We start from the raw sequence: 18,064 nt of genomic DNA on the forward strand, positions 1-18,064 counted from the left end.
ACGAAGCACCCTGGAAGATTATGTGAACGCCATCTGCGACCGCATTGCGGAATTTGTCGGCAGCATCGGGGGCGCCACCGGCATTGTCGTACTCAGTGACCACCACCGGCTCTCCGTTGAAGCCGCCAGCCTCGTTGATACGCTCGACACCGTATTTGACGGCGTTGGCGTAAAGACGACCCGTCGACGTTTGTGCGCCGGACAGGCTTTCGATAATTCCGACTTTCAATGGCTCGGCGTGGAGTGCGGTCGTGTTTAAGGCCGCTGCGGACATGGCCGCAATGATGGCAATACGTCTCATAATCGATTTCCTCCCGCTTATGACTAAGTCTGTGCCGCTGCACCGGTACTTACCTTCGGCGCCCTCCTGGACACGCCAACACTCTAACCACAACATCCTGCGCCTGTAAAGATTTGAGATATGTGATCACACGTGATTTTCTTCGCACGTTACGTTGGTTGCTTGCTCAAAGAATTAGACATAAAAGCCAATTAGAATGGGGCCGCCTCGCACCCGCACTGTATTATCGTTGGGCGGCACGTAAGATATTTTGACCAGCCTGATGAGGCCCCGAGCACGTGAATACCTTTGAAGCAAAGTACAACAACCAGCATACCCTTACGCCGGTAGATGTGACGACTGTTCAGGAGCGTGTCTATCAAAGCCTCAGGCTCGGCCTTCTAAAGGGCGAGTTCTTGCCCGGTGAACAAGTGTCGATTCGTGGTTTGGCAGAGGCGCTCGGCACCAGCGCCATGCCGGTGCGCGATGCGGTGGCGCGTTTGATTGCGGAACGCGCGATCGAGCAATCGGGGCCGCGGATGCTGCGTATTGCACCCTATCTCGCATCGGATCATGAGAACTACATCCGGGTCCGCATGCAGCTCGAGGGTTATGCGGCCGAACGGGCAGCGAGCGCGCCAAAGGATCCCGTTCTGATCGAGGCTCTGAAGCGCCACAACGAAAGCATCAGAGAGGCCTTGGAGTCCAAGGACCTCGATGCAGCGCTCGCCGGCAATCAAGCCTTTCATTTCGAGCTTTACGGCGCAGGCGGCTATCCGCAGCTACTCGACATCATCTCCACGCTCTGGCTTCGCACAGGTCCGATTGTGGCATCCGCCCGCAGGGACAAGGCGCTGTTCGAGCGGATCTTCAACAACGGGGTTCGCATCCACAGCGACGTCATTGACGCTATTGCGCAGCGGAATCGCGTTGGGGCGCGTCGGGCGATCAATCTCGACATCCGCTCTTCCCATCTGTCGATCAGGCGCTTTTACAAACTTGCTTCGGGCGGGGCTGACGGCGCGGGGGGCTGAGCTCACGTCGAGCCGCATTTTTTTCACTGTACGTGTAGTGATCGAAAGTTCGTCTTTTTCCTCATTTAGGCTTCATTGCCTCACAACATTCCTCCCTCGACTCCATGACATTGCCTACTCAACGGGGCTCAATATTCGAAAGACGAGGGACGCGAGCAAGTGCTTATCCGTTCGGCCTTTTCAGAACACTCATGGGCGCACCACGTCGAACAGCCTCTTGATGAAAGCAACTGAATCGAGTTGCTTTGCCAGATTCTTCCCATCTGCTTTCCTGGGAGGGGCAAAAACAGAGGCGTCAAAGTTTATTACCGGGAGCGTCGTCATCCAACGGGTAATTTCAACACCTGCTGTATTGGTGGTGGCGACATCTAGCCCCCCGAAATTAATGGCGTCCTGAAGGTCTTGGTGTGAATGGGCTGTTGTCACGGTCAAGTTTTGGGACGTCAGAGGTTCTGTAAGGCGACAGGCAATTGTTGGATTGTTGTTGTATAACAGGATGTTAACGCGTCTGCTCTTAGATTGAAGGGTCATTATTTGCATTATTCGCTCCTCGGAGTGGTTCTGCTACAATGCACCGCGGCCAGATAACAACCCGCGATGCTGACGATAGGTTTAGAATTGATAGCCGACGCCCAGCATCGCGAATGGTTGGATAGCATTGACTTCGAACGGTCCGGTTTCATAGGTGGACGCGGTCACCGAATTGCGCTGACACGATTGGAAAGGCCTGGATCTCGAATTCATCCGAGCCTTCCTATTCGGGAAGATAAACCGCACCGACACCCACTGTGACCTTCCAGTCATCCAACTTCCGGCGAACGCCGCCGAACCGCCCATTGTCGGACTGTTCCGGCGGCGCGACCGCGGCTTCCTCCATAACGAAATCAGCAGCCCAGGTGGTTGCTGGAAACAGCAGAGAGACCAAAGCAGTCGCCGTGACTAAGGGCCTGACGATTGGATCCACTGTAAAAGGAAACCGCGCCGACGCGGCGCATCGCTCTGGCATGGGAGGAAGACGATTGTCTTTGAACACTTAGGATATCTCCTGTTCTTGGCTTAGCAGAGATCGCCGATGACGACAGCGCCGGACAGTGGGAGAGAAGCATTGCGGCTGCATTGCAGGATTGGCGACCCGGCGCCGCTACATCACGTGAAGCGCTGAGGGCGAGCTACTGAATGAAGCGGCGCGATAGCATTATCAGGAGAATAATCGGGCCCCCGAGCAGCGCACCGAATAGGAACGCGGAAAAGAGCAGGCGGCCAACGACGTGGCTAATCGTTCTGCGGTTTATTGCCATTGCCCTACCTCGCCACTTGGGAATGGTCTTGTGGGGCCTCGAGCAACGGCTGCCCATTTAATTTCCTTGCCAAGCTGGCGATGCAGGAAATGATCACCGGGACGACGATAAGGGTTAGTATCGTGGAACTCAGAAGCCCGCCAATGACCGCATGTGCCATGGGTGCCCTTTGCGCACCGGCCCCGGAAGTGACGAGGGCAAGAGGGATCATCCCGCAGATCATCGCCAGCGTTGTCATGACGATCGGGCGAAAGCGCACAGCGCCAGCATTCGCTAAAGCCTCGGGGACCGAAAGTCCCCGTTGACGCTCCCTGTTGGCGAAGTCGACAAGCAAGATGCCGTTTTTCGTGACGAGCCCCATGAGCATGATAAAGCCGATCATCGAAAACATGTTGATGGTGCTTCCAGCGACCAACAGCCCAAGCAATACGCCCACCAACGACAAAGGAAGCGCCGCCATGATGGCAAGTGGTTGCAAAAAACTTCCGAATTGCGATGCGAGCACGACGTAAATGAAGATCACTGCCATGATCAGAGCCTTGATCAGGCTTGCAGCAGCGGTCCCAATGTCTTCGGCGTCTCCTCCAAACTTGATCCGGTATCCCGCAGGGAGTTTCTGTTCCGTTATGATGGCTTCAAGATCGGCCGTGACGTCACCCATGGCGCGGCCCGATACATCGGCGGAGATCAGAATTTCCCGTGACTGGTTCAGCCGGCGAATTTCTGATGCACTTGGGACCAGTTCTATATCAGCAACCTGGTTGAGCCTCACCATCTGAGCGCTCTCCCCGTTTAAGGCGGCGTTAGGTAGCTTTATCATCAGATCGCGAATGGCAGAGACAGTGTCTCGTTGGTTCTCGGGTAGGCGAACGACCAGGTCGTGAGTTTCACCAAGGCTATCAGACCAGGTTCCGACCTCTTCACCACTGACAAATGGTGCGAGCGCTGCGGAAATGTCGTCGACACCAACATCAAGATCCCCGGCTTGCTCAGGCTTGAGCCGTACCGAAAAAACCAACTTCGTGTCGCTGCTGCTAGAATTGATATCCACCACTCCTGGGATCTGGCGCATATCCGAAATCAGCTCTGCCGCGGCTTTTTCCAACACCGCCCGATCATCGCCCAACAAGCTCAGTTGAATCGGACTTGCCCCACCACCGAGACCTGATTGAATAAAGGCGATTTTGATGCCGGGGATCTGTGAAAGGCGCTGACGAATTGGGTCAGCCAACGCCACAGGAGTCCGTTCACGCTCGTGGTGAGGCACAAGACTGACAAGCAATGCCGCGTTGTGTTTGCCAGGATTGCCGCCCGTATTGATCGTCGAATAGGTAGAGGCTACCTCGGGAAATTCACGCAAAGCGGCTTCAACCTGTCGAAGTTTTGCCGTCGTGTAATCCAGTGAAGAGCCCGCTGGAGCGCTCACGTTGATCTGAAACTGCCCCTCGTCCGAAGTTGCGACAAACTCGACGCCCACGAGGGGGACCATGAAAATGCTTGCAACAAATACCGCTGTTGCGAACATCAATGTCACGAGGCGGTAGCGCAGCATCCAACGGATCATCTTCCGGTAAATCGTGACGAGCAGTTCAAAGCCTCTGTCGAAGCGTGCGATGGTGCGGCCGATCGGCCCGCGAACCGCGTCCGGCTCTGCATCTGGATCATGCCAAATGCTCGAGAGCATGGGATCAAGCGTAAACGCCACGAAAAGCGAAATCACCACGGCTGCGGACACGGTAACGCCGAACTCATAGAAAAAACGCCCGACCATGCCTTCCATGAAAGCAACCGGCAGAAAGACGGCAACGATTGCGGCCGTCGTTGCCATCACGGCGAGCCCGATTTCGGCTGTGCCATCAAGCGCCGCCTGAAAGTGCGACTTACCCATGTGCAGGTGCCGTGTGATATTCTCACGCACCACAATTGCGTCATCCACCAGGATGCCGATCGAGAGCGTGAGAGCAAGCAAGCTGAGCATGTTGAGGGTGAAACCCAAGAAATCGATGATGGCGAGTGTCCCAATCATCGAAATTGGCAGCGTCAGCGCGGTTATGACTGTGCTTCGCCAGGAATTGAGGAAGAGGAAAACAATGGCGACTGCAAGCGCCGCTCCTTCGATCAAGGCGGATTGGACCTCGCTGAGTGACTCGACGATCGGCTTGGAGGCATCTTTGATGATTTCAAGCCGCGCATCCTTTGAAGCCAAAACATTTTCTAGCTGATCGAGCCGCTTGCGAACATCACGCACGACCTGCACCGTGTTCGCATCCTGGATCTTGACGAGGTCAATCGCGAGCGCGGTCTCTCCATTGTATAGGGCTCGACTTTCTGGATCCGCAGGGCCGATTTTAACAGAAGCCACGTTCGACAGGTAAACAGGTGCCCCGCCGCGGCGAGCAACAACTAGGTCAAGCAGTTCCTTGGGCTCCGAGACCCGCCCCTGGATTTGAATGCTGCGTTCGGAAAGGCCGGTGATCACGCTTCCGGCTGGCCGGTTCCTGTTGCTGGTCTTGATTGCTTCGATAACTTCATCGACGCCTACTCCGAAAGCGCTCAACCGAGTTTCGTCTACTCGAATATCGATCTGCTGCTTCTGGCCGCCAACCAAAGTTGCCTGTCCAACGCCGGACACGGTCGCGAGCTCGCGGATTACGCGCTTCTGAACAAGGTTGGTCAATTCGGGCACGCCCAAGGTTGCGGACGTGACGGCGATCGAGATTATCGGCTCGTCGAATGGATTGAAACGCGAGACGACCGGCTTCTCGACCTCGTCAGGAAGTTCTGCGTCCAGGGCAGCGACCTTGTCGCGGACATCTTGCGCCGCGACCGGACTTTTCACCTCCAGTTTGAAACTTGCCACGACGACGGATCGACCGTCGTAGGATGTAGACGTTACCTCGTCGATGCCGCTGATCGTGTTGAGCGCCGCCTCGATCGTTTTCGTTACGTCGACCTCGACAGCTTCGGGCGTGGCACCTGGGTAAGTGGTTGTGACGACGACAACCGGGACATCGACATTGGGGAATTGATCGACCCCAAGACGATCATACGCGAAGGCGCCGAACACCAGCAGAACCACCATCATCATCGTGGCAAAAACCGGGTTACCGATGGACATGCGGGTGAGAAACATGTTTATCCCACCTCCGCGACTGTTACGGCAACACCCGACCGGAGCTCGGCATGCGGCGTCCTTACGATCAAATCGCCCGCTGAAAGACCGGAGACCTCAGCGACCTGACCATCATCCCACCTGGAGATGATGGTCACCGGCTGGCGGAGGAGAACTCCGTCGGTAAGTTTGAGAACGTAAGCGTCTTTTTTGTCGCCCAGAAGCGAGGCAACCGGAACGGTAATGGCCCCCTCAGTCTGGCGAACAAGAATAGATCCTTGGACGAACATGCCTCCCTTGAAGTTGTAGCCTTCATCTGGAAGACGAACATGAACAGCCACACTGCGGCTGCCATCATCTGCCACCGGGCTGATGCGAGCAACCTCTCCCTTGATCGCCTGATTTTGGAGTCCATCGACTTGAAGCTCCACCACCTGTCCAACGGCGACGCGCGAAATCTCTTGTGTGGAAATCAGAACCCTGGCTTCCATATCGCTTACGTCGACCAGGGTGAGAAGTTCCGCGTCTGCCGGGATCTGCGCACCTTGATGGACCAACAGCTTCGAGACGACGCCGTCGAAGGGGGCAAGGATCTCCGCATCTTGCAACGCTGTTCGCCCTATTTCGACTTGGGCGGCCTGGCTATCCAGCCGGACTTTTCTTCCCGCAACCTCGCTTCGTGCTTTGTCGAGTTGCTCTTGGCTTGCGACCCTTTTGCTCGCAAGTTGTTCAATCCGGTTGAGCGACTGCATGGCAAGGACCATTTCGGCCATTGCACCTTCCTGGTCCGCCTCTTTTTGGTTCAGACCGGCCTGAAGGTCATTGGATTCAAACGCGATCAAGACGTCACCCGCCCTCACCCTCTGTCCTTCTCGGATGTTCGAACGGGTAATCCTGCCCCCACGAATGGCGCGAAGTTCTACGAGACGTGAGGGGCGAAGTTCGCCCGTTACCCTGAGCCGCTCAACAAACGCAGCCGGCTGAATTGTAGCGACTTCCATCGGAGACAGTTCGAACGGTGATGTCGCGGCACGGACATGCGCGGCCACCACCACCTTCTGCAGTCGCTCATTCACATCGCTTGTTCCCCGTGCGGGATCAATGAGTTCGACGGATAGATAGAAGGCGCCAAGTAGCGCCGCGGTTATTGTGAATATTCTCTTCCATTGGAATGCCATGAAGTCGACCTCGTTGTGATAGGGCACCGCGCATCAAGCCGTCTGGTGCCGCGTCTGTAGGTGGATGATGAGGTTCGACAATTGCAGCAGCATTACCCGCCATCTTTTAATCCTCGTAATGCTGCTGCAATGTTCTTGGCGACATTGCTGCCAGGACCGGATGCGGAGCTACGATGAGACTTCTATTGATCGAGGACGAAAAAGAGCTGGCGACGGCGTTGTCGGCTGCGCTGTCAAAGCACGGGATCGTTACCGACCACACGATGTATCTCGCCAATGCTCACGAGCTCGTTCTTCAAAATGACTACGACGCCATTCTTCTGGATCGGCGTTTGCCGGACGGAGAGGGATTGACATTCATCCCGGTATTACGGCGTGCAGGCAATGACACGCCAATCATTGTACTTACCGCCCGAAACGAGCCAATGGAACGCGTTGCCGGCCTCGATTTCGGTGCCGACGATTATCTTGGAAAGCCGTTTTTGGTCGAGGAGTTGATGGCGCGTGTCCGCGCGCTCCTGCGACGGCCCTCTGGCGTAGTGGATCAAGATGTCAGGGTTGGGCGATTGTCGATCGACCCGTTGAACCTCACTGTTAGAATTGGAAGCGATACGCTCGATATTCCGCGCCGGGAGCTCTTGGTTCTCCAGGCCCTGGCTAAACGCAAGGGCAAGACCGTTCTCCGGTCCACGCTCGAACAGGCGGTCTATAACTACGAAGAAGAGATCCAATCAAATGCCTTGGATGCCCATATTTCCAGGCTGCGCAAGAGACTGTCGGATGTCGATGCGGGTGCCACAATCCACAACATCCGCGGTGTCGGCTACCTCCTGAAGGAAGAATGATGGGTTCCTCACATTCCACGACTCCGTCGCTCTGGTGGCGCCTAAGCTGGCAACTCAGCCTGGTGATCAGCGCCGTCATCGGCGGTGTGATCGTCGGGTTGTCAGTGTATGGCACGATGGTGATGTCGCCCAATATCGCGATGGAGAGCGAGGTCAAGAACGCAGTTGCTGAGTCAATTAGACGAAATGACCGTGGCCAGCTTGAGTTGGAAGAGACTAAATCACTGACGACGCTGTTGAACGAGAACAGCCGGCTGTGGTTTGTAGCAGCCACCGCCGATGGCGCTTTCGTGTCCCGGGGAGCTATTCCTCCGCCCTATGCTGCAATTGCCCCTATAACCCACCTGATTAGGGCCGCTGATATCCGGGGGGCGGATGGTATCAAAGAGATCGCGTCGATCGACGATGTGACCACATCGCTCGGTGATGTGCGTATCCTTTTTGGAGGCGTCGCTGGAAAAGGTTCACCACTGTTTGCGTTGCTCGGGCGCGCGTATCCGATCTATGGATCGCTGCTTGGTATAGCATTGCCCGCCATATTTATTGCAGTTCCCTGGATTGTGCGGAGCGCACTTGCAAGAATTAGCTATGTTGCCGAAAGGGCCGCACAGATCGACCCGCCTCGTCAGGGCAGCCGTCTTCCTGTCGAAGGAATTCCAAGCGAGGTCGCTCCGCTCGTCGTGGCCTTCAACGGGGCACTTGAGAGGCTTGAGGCGGAATTCAAAAAAAGGCAAAGGTTCTTGATCGACGCTGCTCATGAGCTTAGGACTCCCATTGCCATTATGCAAACGCGCATCGACGGCATGGCGGACGGTCCAGAGCGCACACGGATGCTGCAAGATGTAGCGCGCCTCGCCGACACGGCGGAACAGTTGCTTGACTTCGAACGCAACGATCAAGCGGTAGACCTTGATGAAGAGGTCGATCTCGTTAAGATCGCGCGTGCCGTGGTGGCTGACTTTGCACCTCTCGCAATCGCATCAGGCTATGAAATCTCATTTCAAAATGAGGTGGAAGCGCTCCCTCGCAATGGCAACACCATTGCGTTGACCCGGGCGATCGGCAACTTGGTGCGCAATGCGATTGACCATTGCGATGGAAGAGGAACGATTGAGATCTCGGTCTCTGCGAGTGGTGAGATCACCGTCGGCGATGAGGGACCCGGCATCCCGATTGAACATCAGGAACTGGTATTTCAACCATTCTACCGCGTCACCCCGAGAAGCCAGGGCGCCGGGCTTGGTCTAAGCCTTGTGAAGCAGATCGTCATCAACCACGGCGGACAAGTCGGAATCCATAGCCATTCAGGCGGCACAAGAGTTACCGTCCGCCTATGATATGGCGTGGTTTTTGTCACCTTAACGGCGTCCATTGCGTTTGCTTCGACATTCTCTCTCGATTGCGTAGAGAATTGCAGGACCAGCGGATCTTGTAATGCTGCCGCAACCCTTGGCTCCGACTGTCCCTCCAACATCAATGTTGGAGACCTGAGAACGTGCAAATTTACAATCATCGCTTCAGTCGCTTTTTCGAAGGTCCGCCAAGACGTTTGCTTTTCGTTTTTCTGTTTGTGATCATCGCGAGTGCGATGGCCGGCTGTACATCCATACCCTTGGCAGAAAGCGGAACGCTGACCTCCTACGCGAACCTAAGCCCACAGAAGGGCAAGTTTGGCAAGAAGCGACGATTATACGTAGATGGTCAACAACTGGCCCAGATAAAAACGGTTCGGATCATTCCAACCAGCTTCTCTTTCAACGCTGCATCTCGTATCAAACTGCAGGCCGACCGTGACTTGGTTTCCGATGCACTGGACCGCGCCCTGTGTGTCGCATTGAGCGACAAGTATGAATTAGTGCCGGCCAGTCAACGAGCGGATCTGACCATCCGTTCTGTCGTCACCGATATTGTACCGACCAACAAAGGGGTGGCGGCGGCCGCGACGGTTGCCAGCGTTGGCGGTGGTTTCATGATCCCGAGCGACATCCCTCTTGTCGGCATTCCACGCATACCCATCGGCCTTGGCGGTCTTGCAGTCGAGGCGGAAGCAACCGACAGTTCCAATGTTCAACGTGCAGCGATGATGTGGAGCCGCGGAGCCAACTTCCTTCAGGACAAGCCCCGTTATTCGGAAGTCGGCGATGCCTATGGCCTTGCAACCAAATTTGCCAGCGACTTTTCGCAGACATTGATAACGGGCAAGGAACCAAAGATGCTGGACATCACTATCCCTTCAAGAAACCGGGTCCAGTCCTGGCTCGGCGGCAAACCAAAATATGCGGCATGCGACGCGTTCGGGCGAGCACCAGGCTTGGTTGGCAAGGTCGCGGGCAATTACGGTCTTCCACCACAATGGACCGATAAGAAGCCGAAGACATTGCCAGCACAATGACCATCAGAACACCTAGCATTGTCCAAGACTGCCTGCTGGCGGAATAACTGCTTAGCAGGAACAGACGGGCCTCTTCTGCCGGGTTGGTGAACGGAGCAAGGGCCAGCCTCCAGCCTTGCTCCGCTCACCGCCTCCAAGTTCGAAATTTATTTCTGAACCCGGAGCTGCAGTGTGAAAACTCGATCAAGCCGGTTTGTATGTAATGTCCCTGCAATTCTCTAAGATCATTGTCGACGCGAGACGACCTTCTTAAAGAAAAGGAACAAAGATATGGCTCCCTGCGACAAGATATTTTGGGTCAAGACTATTCAAATTTTATTATCGACTGTTATTATGACGCTTTTTCCATCCGCAAGCGTGTTTCCGGACCTAGATGATCTTAGAGCCGGATTGCGCAGCAAGCGTTTCTCGAGGTCTTGGTTATGACCGAGCAGAGAGCCTCTCGAAAGGAAACCTCTGCACCGGCTCAAAGCATGTTAAACTTGAAGTCTCTGGCAACCATCTCTGCCCCGGGCAAGCGTTTACTTCCGTCGACGATGTTAATCCTCGGCATTACCATGGCATCCCAAACTAGCTCGGCAGCTCCCGTGTCTCCCGCTGTGAAGGAACAATGCGGAGCCGAGATCCGATCGAAGTGCCTTAGGCCATGGCGGCTTACCCCTGATGCTATCTCAACATGCGTTGAAGAGAACAAAGCAAGCCTGTCGCCAACATGCCAGGCGTTCTGGGTCACTGCCCATATGTGTCAGGTGGAGATGAAACAGGTTTGCAACGGATTGAACCCGCTGACCATCAAAAGCTGCTTTAGGAACTCCGGGCAAAAATTTTCACCGACCTGCCGAGAAACGCTGGGCATTCAATAGGAGGTTGCAGACAGCTTGCCTTTGACCGCGGGCTGGCGTGTCCGCCGTGAGTTCAGCGATAGGATTTGAGGACGACCGTCGTCTGCGTCCGGATCGTGGACTTGACGACCGCCAGTCTGGCCGAGGTCATCTCGTCCCACCCGATCAGTTCGGACATCATGTGACGGGTCAGGTGAACCACGAGCAACTGGCCGTTGATCGTGGCGGCCCTCACCTGCAGGTCTTCCGCAGACGGGTCGCCGCGCGAGATGGCAGCGATCAGACCGGTGCAGCATTGCCTGATCCGACGGCCGAGAGGCTTGTCCGCGACGGGTCGCGAGGCCGAGGACGTCGGAGCGTGCTGCTGTGCGACGAAGAGAGCGCGGCTCGCGGAATCAGGGGCGTCGAACATGAAGTCCGCAAGCCTGTCGAGGATGTCGCAGTAGGCTTCGATCAGACTTGTCACGTCTTTGGACTGCGCGGCGATCAGAGCCTCGGCGTGGGCGAGCGCGGGACCGGCGGCTTCGGTGGCTGCAGCCTGAATGTCTTCGAGACATGCCTTGTACAGGCCTTCCTTGTTCTCGAAGTAGTATTGGAGCGAAGGCGCCGGGACATCCGCCGCCGCTGCTATCTCGCGGGTCGAAACCCCTGCAAAGCCCTTTTCTCCGAACAGGGCGATCGCCGTCCGGATGATCCTCGCCCGCGTCTCCTCGCCCCGTGGATATGCGCTCTCGGTCTTGTGCCGTCGCATGCTTTTCATCGTCATCTCCTGTTCGCCGACGATACCACGAAGAAATAAAATGTTCCATTCGGAAAAATTCTTCCGATTGACATATTTCTATCGGATGCCATATTTCTTCCAGATGGAATAAATCAGCGCATCGGCCCAGTCATGGACACCACCCTCTCCGCACGAAACATCGACGTCATCGCAACAGACAAGGCGTCGGCCGAGCCGCCTGCAAAGAAGCCCGCCAAGAAGCGCAAGCTTAGATACGCGCTGCTCGGAGCGGCCTGCCTCGGTGCGATCGCCGGGAGCGTCTACGGCCGTCACTGGTATGTCTCCGGTCGCTTCGTCGAGAGCACCGACAACGCGTACCTGCGCGCCGACCAGGTCTCGATGGCCCCGCAGGTGGCGGGCCAGGTCGCGGAAATCTACGTCAAAGACAACCAGCAAGTGGTCGCGGGCCAACCGCTGGTGAAGATCAATCCCCGGCGATACGAGATGGCGGTTCGCGAGGCCGAGGCGACGGTCGCCGCCCGTCAGGCCGACGTCGCCAAGAGCAAGGCCGACCTGAAGCAGCAGGATCTGGTGATCGCACAAGCTGAGGCCGATCTCGAGAACGCCGAGGCCAATGCCGACCTGGCGCAGAAGGAACTGGACAGGACCTCGCCCCTGGCAGCCCGCGGTATTCAGACACAGCAGCAGGTCGACGAGAAGCGCAGCGCGCTCAACAAGGCCCGGTCGACGACCCGGTTGAAGAAGGCAGTTGTCGACGCGTCCCGCCAGCAGATCTTGTCGCTTCAGGCGGTAATCGAAAAGGCGTATGCGCAACTGGCCGCCGCACAGGAAAGTCTCAGCCAGGCACAGATTGATCTGAGCGAGACGGTGGTGCGCAGCCCGATCAACGGCCGTATCGGTGACAAAACCGTGCAACTCGGCCAGTTCGCGCAGGCGGGAACGCTTCTGCTGACGGTTGTCCCTGTTGACCAGATCTATCTCGTCGCCAACTACAAGGAGACTCAGATCGGCGACATGCGCCCCGGCCAGCCGGCAACCATCACCATCGACGCCTATCCTGATCTGGAGATCACGGGTAAGATCGACAGCTTCTCGCCGGGCACGGGCGCGCGGTTCGCACTGCTGCCTCCGGAGAACGCCACCGGCAACTTCATCAAGATCGTCCAGCGCGTCCCAGTCCGCATTAGGCTCGACGCCGTAGGGAAGAACATCCCGACGCTGGTGCCGGGCATGTCGATCGAGGTCTCCGTCGACACCAAGGCCTCCGTCCCGGGCAAAATGGCGTCCACGCGATGAGCGCGGAAACGTCTTCGAGCAATCCACCGGAGACAGCGGCCCTAACCGACTGGATCGCGGTGGTCGCGGGCGCGCTCGGCGCGCTGATGGCTACGCTCGACATCTCCATCACCAACACGGCGCTTCCGCAGATCCAGGGTGAGATCGGCGCGAGCGGCACCGAGGGAACCTGGATCGGCACGGGATATCTTGTCGCCGAAGTGATCATGATCCCGCTGACGGCCTGGTTCACCAGGCTGCTCGGGCTGCGCACCCTGCTCCTGATCACCACCGTCGCCTTCGTGTTCTTCTCCATCGTCTGCGGCCTGTCCGATAGTCTGTTCATGATGATCCTCGGCCGCATCGGCCAGGGCTTCTTCGGCGGTGCCCTGATCCCGACCGCGCAGGTTATCGTCCGGACGAGGCTGCCTGCCCGGCAGATGCCCGTCGGCATGAGCATATTCGGCGTCATCGTGCTTCTCGGACCCCTGCTCGGTCCCATCATCGGCGGCTATCTCGCCGAAGAGATGAACTGGCGCTGGTGCTTCTTTCTGAACCTTCCGGTCGGTGTCACACTCGTCACATTGCTGCTTGTCGGGCTTCCGCGGCACAGCCCGAACTTTAAGCTGCTGGCGCAGGCCGACTGGCTCGGGATCTTCGGCATGGCCGTGGCCTTCAGTTGCCTCACCGTAGTGCTCGAAGACGGGCAACGCGACCGCTGGTTCGAATCCTCGACCATCGTCTATCTGACCATCGCATCGCTGGTGGGATTTATCGCGCTTGCGGTGGCTCAGAAGACGAGCGCAGATCCGGTCATCAGGCTGCGGCTTCTGCGTAACGGCGCCTTCGCTAGCGCCACGCTCATCGCTCTCGTGGTCGGGGCGGCGACCTATGCCGCGACCTTCCTGGTTCCTCAGTTTCTGAGCGGGATCGCAGGCTATAACCCGCGGCAGGCCGGAGGCGTCATGGCGCTCTCGGCGCTCCCGGTGTTTCTTTTGGTTCCCGTTCTTCCACGCATCATTGGCCGTCTGGATGCGCGCCTGATGGTGGCCCTGGGCCTCGTCTTCTTCGCCGCGAGCTGTTTCGTCGATGTCGGGCTGGGCCCCGACAGCGCGGGGTTGGAGTTCACGGTATCCCAACTGTTGCGCGGGGTCGGCCAGATCCTGGCGGCCATGCCGCTCAACCAGGTGTCGATGGCGGCGCTCGGACGCGAAAACGCGCCCGACGGCGCGGGCATCTACAGCATGGCTCGCAATCTCGGCGGCTCTATCGGGTTGGCCTTGAGCGGCATCCTGATCGACCAGCGGACGGCCGTTCATTCCGATACCATTCGCGAGTCCGTGACGGCAAACTCGCTGCTCGGTCAGGCTCGCCTCGCCGCCGACGGTGTCAGCCAGGGTATCGACGCCGCGACCGCGAAGCTCCGGGCGGCCTCGCAACTGTCGAGCCTGATCGAGAGGCAGGCCTTGGTGATGACCTATGGCGACTGCTTCTGGATCATGGGCGCTGCCATCCTCGGAAGCATCCCGCTCGTCCTGCTACTTCGTAAACCGAAGCCAGGTACGGAGGTCGCTGCGGTGCACTGAATTTTGATCCAATCTTGCAAGGAATTGATAATGGAACGTCGTGCGCTCAACGTAGATCTGGGATTAGCCGGCCTGACTTCTCGGCTAATGACTCCGCGCCGCTGAAACCTTCATCGATATGCTGTCGGAAACAATATGTCTTGATCCACTAGTACGTTGAACTGATAGCCAGGGCGAATTTCCAGTGTTGGCTGAACATCCACGTTCCTTTGTATGGTTCGGTCGGCGACCCGGCCGAACGTCTCGGCGAAATTCCGCCGCGTCGCATCCGAGGCCGTGTCCTGGGTTGCGAGCGTCGAACTTTCCGGAACGGCCATGTCGATCCCTGTTCCGATTAGGGCAATCAGCACCGCCGAGCCGAACGTTTTCAAATAATGGTTGTTCACCTTGTCGCTGAAACCGCCATATCCTTGCGCGTCCGTCCCCGACATGCCGCCGATTTGCAGTGTAGAGCCATTCGGGAAGATGATGTCGGTCCAGACAACGAGAACGCGTTTCTGACCAAAAGACACCTTACTGTCATAGCGACCGAAGAGCTTCGTGCCTTGCGGAATGAGCAGACGATGCCCTGTCGCGCTGTCGTAGACGCTCTGGCTTACCTGGGCGGTGATCCGGCCCGGTAGATCGGAATTGATGCCCGTGATCAGCGTCGCCGGAATAACCGAACCGCGCTTCAGCTCGAAGGGCGATTGTTGAGGCACGACACGGTTCGGCAGGTAGCCAAGCTCTTTCAGGTCGGCGTTGAAGAAGTCTTCCTTGGCGCCTTGTGCATTGGGATCAACGTTTTGACCACCGAGCCCGGCGCGGAGCGCTGCTGCATAGAGATCGGGGGAGCTTCCGGTATTTGTCGGAACTGTCGCGGCTTTTGCTGCCGTGTCTGCGGTCGCATCATGCGTTTCAGCACGCCCATCCAATTTGCCGCGATCGATGGCAAGCGGCGCATCATAGGCAGCGTTGTTCGCCTGCAAGCGGGCCATGCGCTGGCGCTGCTGCTCCCGCAGAAGCTGCTCCTGTTGTTCTCGCTGAAGACGGGCACGCCAGACCCCTTCCGCTTCGAGGTCCTGACCGCGCTGCTGCACCTCGCGTTGCCCCGGCTGCGGCGTGAAGGGATTGCTGGCCTTTTCGTCAACTTGTTTCGTCTCGACCGGTGTCGGCTGGAAGGTGATCTGCTGCTGCGGCTCTCCGATAATTCCATCGGTGACGCCGCGTTTGATCTGGTCGGCAAACGTCGAGGCGGGGTTGCCCGAACTTGGTCCCGGGCCGGTGTCCCTGCCGAAATACAATCCGCGCGAGGCGAGCCCATAAAAGATGACGCCAAGAAACGTGACCGCCAAGACGACAATGACGACTATAGGCAGACGGTTGATCCGCCGGATAGTGGATGGGGCCTGGTTGTTTGGGGCACCGCCGAGATTGAGAGATTGCACCATATGATCCTCCCTTACCCGCGCCGCATGAGCGACAAGGCGCTCGCTGGCGTCGCGCCACTTGCCGTGACGGAATAAGCGCGGCCGAGCTCGACGCTGTTTGTTGATAGACGGGCCAGTACCTGACCATCAACGTCTAAGATCACATAGGCGAGCGGGATGACGGTTGCGCCGCTATCCGTCTTCTGGTCGGTGACGACAGCATAACCCCATCCCTTCAGCGCCGCTTCCATCGCCTGTCCAAAGGGCGAGGTATCAGTCTTCAGAGCTACAGTCGCTTTTCCCGGCCCGATCTGTTCGGCAAGGCGGCTGACCATATCACCGGCGATTGCGCTGGCGGCGGGACCGGAGATTTCCGGTGGCGCGCTGCTGGAAACGAGGCCCTCAGTTCCCATCGACTGACATCCGGAAAGAAGGATGGCGAGGGCACAGGCTGCGGCAAAATTGCGGAGGGGTTGCACGGCGCGCGAATGGGAGAGAGGGATGTTCATTACCGCCCTCCCCGCTTGATGGTGATCTTTTCCTGTTTCCAACCGACCCCCGACACGAGCACCGCGCGATCGACATGGTAGTCAACGACCATCATGTCGCCCTTCATCCGGTAGTTGACGATCCGGTTCAGTCCCCCTGATGTGACAAACAGAACTGGCGCATCCTGACCCGAGATCGAGCGTGGGAACTGGATGTAGGTCTTGAGGCCATCGGAATAGACCCGCGTCGGTCGCCAGCCCGCGCTGCCCGAGACCGAATAGGAAAAGTTCAGCTGCTCGGCCGGAACGCCAGCACCCGGGATGGTGCTTGCCTCGATCCGCGCATTGATGTCAGCGAGCTTTGTCGAAACATCTTCCGGATATTCGAACCCGACACGCGCCATATACTGAGTCGAATGCGATTTGAGCTGGATGTGGTAGGTCCGCCTGGACGTCGTCACCACCATCGAGGTCACAAGACCAGGCTCAGATGGTTTGACGATCAGATGGATGGCCTGACCGCCGGCAGCACCTGAGGTCGCCGGTTCGACCTTCCAGCGCACCGTGTCGCCGACCAGCACGTCTCGGACGACCTCGCCGCCTTGCAGTTCGATATCGCAAACCTGTAGTGGCGAGCAGACGACAGAGGGCTGGACCTCGCCGTAGAGGAAGATCACCTTGCCGTCGGCGCCCTTGGTCACCAACCCGCGGGAGCCGCGCCACTGTGTGGAGATGCCCATGCCTTTTGCTTCGTTGGCGGTGACGCCATCGGCCGCAAAAGCATGCAGAGGAACGACCACTGAAGACGCCAACAGTGCCGAGGCGAGAGCGCCCGTCAGCGTGGCCCGTGTTCTTGTTCGCGGGATGATCATGTTCGGGGCCATGCCTTTCAAAGCTGTGCTGTCCAGTCGAAGTCGCGGAGATAGAGACCGATGGGGTTCAGGCGGATGACGCCCTCGTCCTGTGGTGGGGTGAGTGTCACCGTGGCGATGCCGCGGAAGCGGCGGACGGCGGTTTCCTTGCCGCGCCGGTCGCGCTCGAATTCCGTCCAGTCCATCTGATAGCTCTGGTTCGACAACGCGACGATGTTGTTCACCTCGATCGCGACAGTCGAATTCTTCGCTTTCTCGAACGGCGAGTTCGAGCGAAACCACGCATTGACCTTCTCGGTTGCCGGATCGGATGTCCTCAGCAGCCCATAGGTTCTGTCGATGTATTGCTTCTGCACGACCGCGTCCGGAGTCACGCTTCGAAAGTTCGACACGAAGCTGCCGAGGGTCGCACGCACCACGCGCGGATCGGCATATTCGATCTGCTGCGGGAAGCCGGCATTGACGGCCGTGCCGAGCTTGTCGACCTCGACGATATAGGGAACGAGCTTGACCTGGGTGCTTTGGTAGAGCGCGTAGCCAAAGCCGATCACCGCCATGGTCATGCCGGCGATGCCGACGATGCGCCAGGCGGCGGCGGATCTGACATAGGAGCCATAGCGCTCGTTCCATTCGTTGCGGGCGGCGATATACGGATTGGCAAAATCGGGAATATCGAGCGGATTGTGTCCGGCCATGGCTGATCGGCCTCCA

General features: G+C 57.8%; 16 protein-coding genes. 6 read left to right on the forward strand and 10 right to left on the reverse strand.

The genetic code is table 11. The features are described 5' to 3' along the window. A partial coding sequence (locus tag HFC70_RS21680; protein ID WP_168475389.1) for an ABC transporter substrate-binding protein occupies positions 1-301 on the reverse strand: 301 nt, incomplete at its 3' end. A gap of 278 nt (positions 302-579) precedes the next feature. Between HFC70_RS21680 and HFC70_RS27305 the strand changes: the two genes are divergently transcribed. Next, entirely contained in the window at positions 580-1,314 is a 735-nt protein-coding gene (locus HFC70_RS27305; protein ID WP_168475390.1) for a GntR family transcriptional regulator, read from the forward strand. Between the two features lie 189 nt (positions 1,315-1,503). Here the strand turns inward: HFC70_RS27305 and HFC70_RS21690 are convergent, their stop codons facing one another. From HFC70_RS21690 to HFC70_RS21705, 4 genes are all read right to left on the reverse strand, one after another. Next, a complete protein-coding gene (locus HFC70_RS21690; protein WP_168475391.1) occupies positions 1,504-1,854 on the reverse strand; it encodes a hypothetical protein in 351 nt (116 codons plus the stop codon). A 214-nt stretch (positions 1,855-2,068) separates the two neighbouring features. Next, the gene (locus HFC70_RS27060) at positions 2,069-2,347 is read right to left on the reverse strand and encodes a hypothetical protein (RefSeq protein ID WP_246735905.1); all 279 of its coding nucleotides are present in this window, start codon (positions 2,345-2,347) and stop codon (positions 2,069-2,071) included. A gap of 269 nt (positions 2,348-2,616) precedes the next feature. Further along, entirely contained in the window at positions 2,617-5,745 is a 3,129-nt protein-coding gene (locus HFC70_RS21700; protein ID WP_168475392.1) for an efflux RND transporter permease subunit, read from the reverse strand. 2 nt (positions 5,746-5,747) lie between these two features. After that, positions 5,748-6,902: an efflux RND transporter periplasmic adaptor subunit gene (locus HFC70_RS21705; RefSeq protein ID WP_168475393.1), complete on the reverse strand. Its 1,155-nt coding sequence runs from the start codon at positions 6,900-6,902 to the stop codon at positions 5,748-5,750. 173 nt (positions 6,903-7,075) lie between these two features. Between HFC70_RS21705 and HFC70_RS21710 the strand changes: the two genes are divergently transcribed. The 3 genes from HFC70_RS21710 (at position 7,076) to HFC70_RS21720 (ending at position 10,139) form a co-directional block, all read left to right on the forward strand. Further along, positions 7,076-7,747 (forward strand): response regulator transcription factor, encoded by a 672-nt coding sequence (locus tag HFC70_RS21710; RefSeq protein ID WP_168475394.1) that lies wholly within the window; start codon positions 7,076-7,078, stop codon positions 7,745-7,747. Continuing rightward, positions 7,744-9,084 (forward strand): HAMP domain-containing sensor histidine kinase, encoded by a 1,341-nt coding sequence (locus HFC70_RS21715; protein WP_168475395.1) that lies wholly within the window; start codon positions 7,744-7,746, stop codon positions 9,082-9,084. Before HFC70_RS21710 ends, HFC70_RS21715 begins: the two co-directional genes overlap by 4 nt. 251 nt (positions 9,085-9,335) lie before the next feature. Then, the gene (locus tag HFC70_RS21720) at positions 9,336-10,139 is read left to right on the forward strand and encodes a DUF3313 domain-containing protein (RefSeq protein ID WP_168475498.1); all 804 of its coding nucleotides are present in this window, start codon (positions 9,336-9,338) and stop codon (positions 10,137-10,139) included. Positions 10,140-11,054: 915 nt separating this feature from the next. Here the strand turns inward: HFC70_RS21720 and HFC70_RS21725 are convergent. Continuing rightward, on the reverse strand, positions 11,055-11,741 hold the full coding sequence (locus HFC70_RS21725) for a TetR/AcrR family transcriptional regulator (protein ID WP_168475396.1): 687 nt from the start codon (positions 11,739-11,741) through the stop codon (positions 11,055-11,057). Between the two features lie 132 nt (positions 11,742-11,873). Between HFC70_RS21725 and HFC70_RS21730 the strand changes: the two genes are divergently transcribed. Together HFC70_RS21730 and HFC70_RS21735 are read left to right on the forward strand one after the other, a co-directional pair. Beyond that, entirely contained in the window at positions 11,874-13,019 is a 1,146-nt protein-coding gene (locus HFC70_RS21730; RefSeq protein ID WP_210259379.1) for an HlyD family secretion protein, read from the forward strand. Next, complete coding sequence (locus tag HFC70_RS21735; protein WP_168475397.1) at positions 13,016-14,584, forward strand: DHA2 family efflux MFS transporter permease subunit; 1,569 nt, start codon at positions 13,016-13,018, stop codon at positions 14,582-14,584. The genes HFC70_RS21730 and HFC70_RS21735 overlap by 4 nt, the downstream gene beginning before the upstream one ends. A 110-nt stretch (positions 14,585-14,694) precedes the next feature. On the opposite strand, the gene trbI is transcribed toward HFC70_RS21735, so the two are convergent. The 4 genes from trbI to HFC70_RS21755 are packed head-to-tail and all read right to left on the reverse strand — an operon-like array spanning position 14,695 to position 18,048. After that, positions 14,695-16,014: an IncP-type conjugal transfer protein TrbI gene (gene trbI / locus HFC70_RS21740; protein ID WP_168475398.1), complete on the reverse strand. Its 1,320-nt coding sequence runs from the start codon at positions 16,012-16,014 to the stop codon at positions 14,695-14,697. A gap of 11 nt (positions 16,015-16,025) precedes the next feature. Next, positions 16,026-16,502 (reverse strand): conjugal transfer protein TrbH, encoded by a 477-nt coding sequence (gene trbH / locus HFC70_RS21745; RefSeq protein ID WP_168475399.1) that lies wholly within the window; start codon positions 16,500-16,502, stop codon positions 16,026-16,028. Continuing rightward, positions 16,502-17,353 carry a P-type conjugative transfer protein TrbG gene (gene trbG / locus HFC70_RS21750; protein WP_168475400.1) on the reverse strand — a complete coding sequence of 284 codons (852 nt, stop codon included), beginning with the start codon at positions 17,351-17,353 and terminating at the stop codon, positions 16,502-16,504. Before trbG ends, trbH begins: the two co-directional genes overlap by 1 nt. Positions 17,354-17,370: 17 nt before the next feature. Continuing rightward, positions 17,371-18,048 (reverse strand): conjugal transfer protein TrbF, encoded by a 678-nt coding sequence (locus HFC70_RS21755; RefSeq protein WP_168475401.1) that lies wholly within the window; start codon positions 18,046-18,048, stop codon positions 17,371-17,373. Positions 18,049-18,064: the final 16 nt, after the last annotated feature.

Source organism: Agrobacterium sp. a22-2, from assembly GCF_012276985.1.
Lineage (GTDB): Bacteria > Pseudomonadota > Alphaproteobacteria > Rhizobiales > Rhizobiaceae > Allorhizobium.

What these genes read in the sequence shown, in the direction of transcription:
- HFC70_RS21690 (WP_168475391.1), bottom strand. Translation starts at nt 1,854, where the DNA reads ATGCAAATAATGACCCTTCAATCTAAGAGCAGACGCGTTAACATCCTG.
- HFC70_RS21700 (WP_168475392.1), bottom strand. Translation starts at nt 5,745, where the DNA reads ATGTTTCTCACCCGCATGTCCATCGGTAACCCGGTTTTTGCCACGATG.
- HFC70_RS21705 (WP_168475393.1), bottom strand. Translation starts at nt 6,902, where the DNA reads ATGGCATTCCAATGGAAGAGAATATTCACAATAACCGCGGCGCTACTT.
- HFC70_RS21710 (WP_168475394.1), top strand. Translation starts at nt 7,076, where the DNA reads ATGAGACTTCTATTGATCGAGGACGAAAAAGAGCTGGCGACGGCGTTG.
- HFC70_RS21715 (WP_168475395.1), top strand. Translation starts at nt 7,744, where the DNA reads ATGATGGGTTCCTCACATTCCACGACTCCGTCGCTCTGGTGGCGCCTA.
- HFC70_RS21720 (WP_168475498.1), top strand. Translation starts at nt 9,336, where the DNA reads ATGGCCGGCTGTACATCCATACCCTTGGCAGAAAGCGGAACGCTGACC.
- HFC70_RS21725 (WP_168475396.1), bottom strand. Translation starts at nt 11,741, where the DNA reads ATGAAAAGCATGCGACGGCACAAGACCGAGAGCGCATATCCACGGGGC.
- HFC70_RS21730 (WP_210259379.1), top strand. Translation starts at nt 11,874, where the DNA reads ATGGACACCACCCTCTCCGCACGAAACATCGACGTCATCGCAACAGAC.
- HFC70_RS21735 (WP_168475397.1), top strand. Translation starts at nt 13,016, where the DNA reads ATGAGCGCGGAAACGTCTTCGAGCAATCCACCGGAGACAGCGGCCCTA.
- trbI (WP_168475398.1), bottom strand. Translation starts at nt 16,014, where the DNA reads ATGGTGCAATCTCTCAATCTCGGCGGTGCCCCAAACAACCAGGCCCCA.
- trbH (WP_168475399.1), bottom strand. Translation starts at nt 16,502, where the DNA reads ATGAACATCCCTCTCTCCCATTCGCGCGCCGTGCAACCCCTCCGCAAT.
- trbG (WP_168475400.1), bottom strand. Translation starts at nt 17,353, where the DNA reads ATGATCATCCCGCGAACAAGAACACGGGCCACGCTGACGGGCGCTCTC.
- HFC70_RS21755 (WP_168475401.1), bottom strand. Translation starts at nt 18,048, where the DNA reads ATGGCCGGACACAATCCGCTCGATATTCCCGATTTTGCCAATCCGTAT.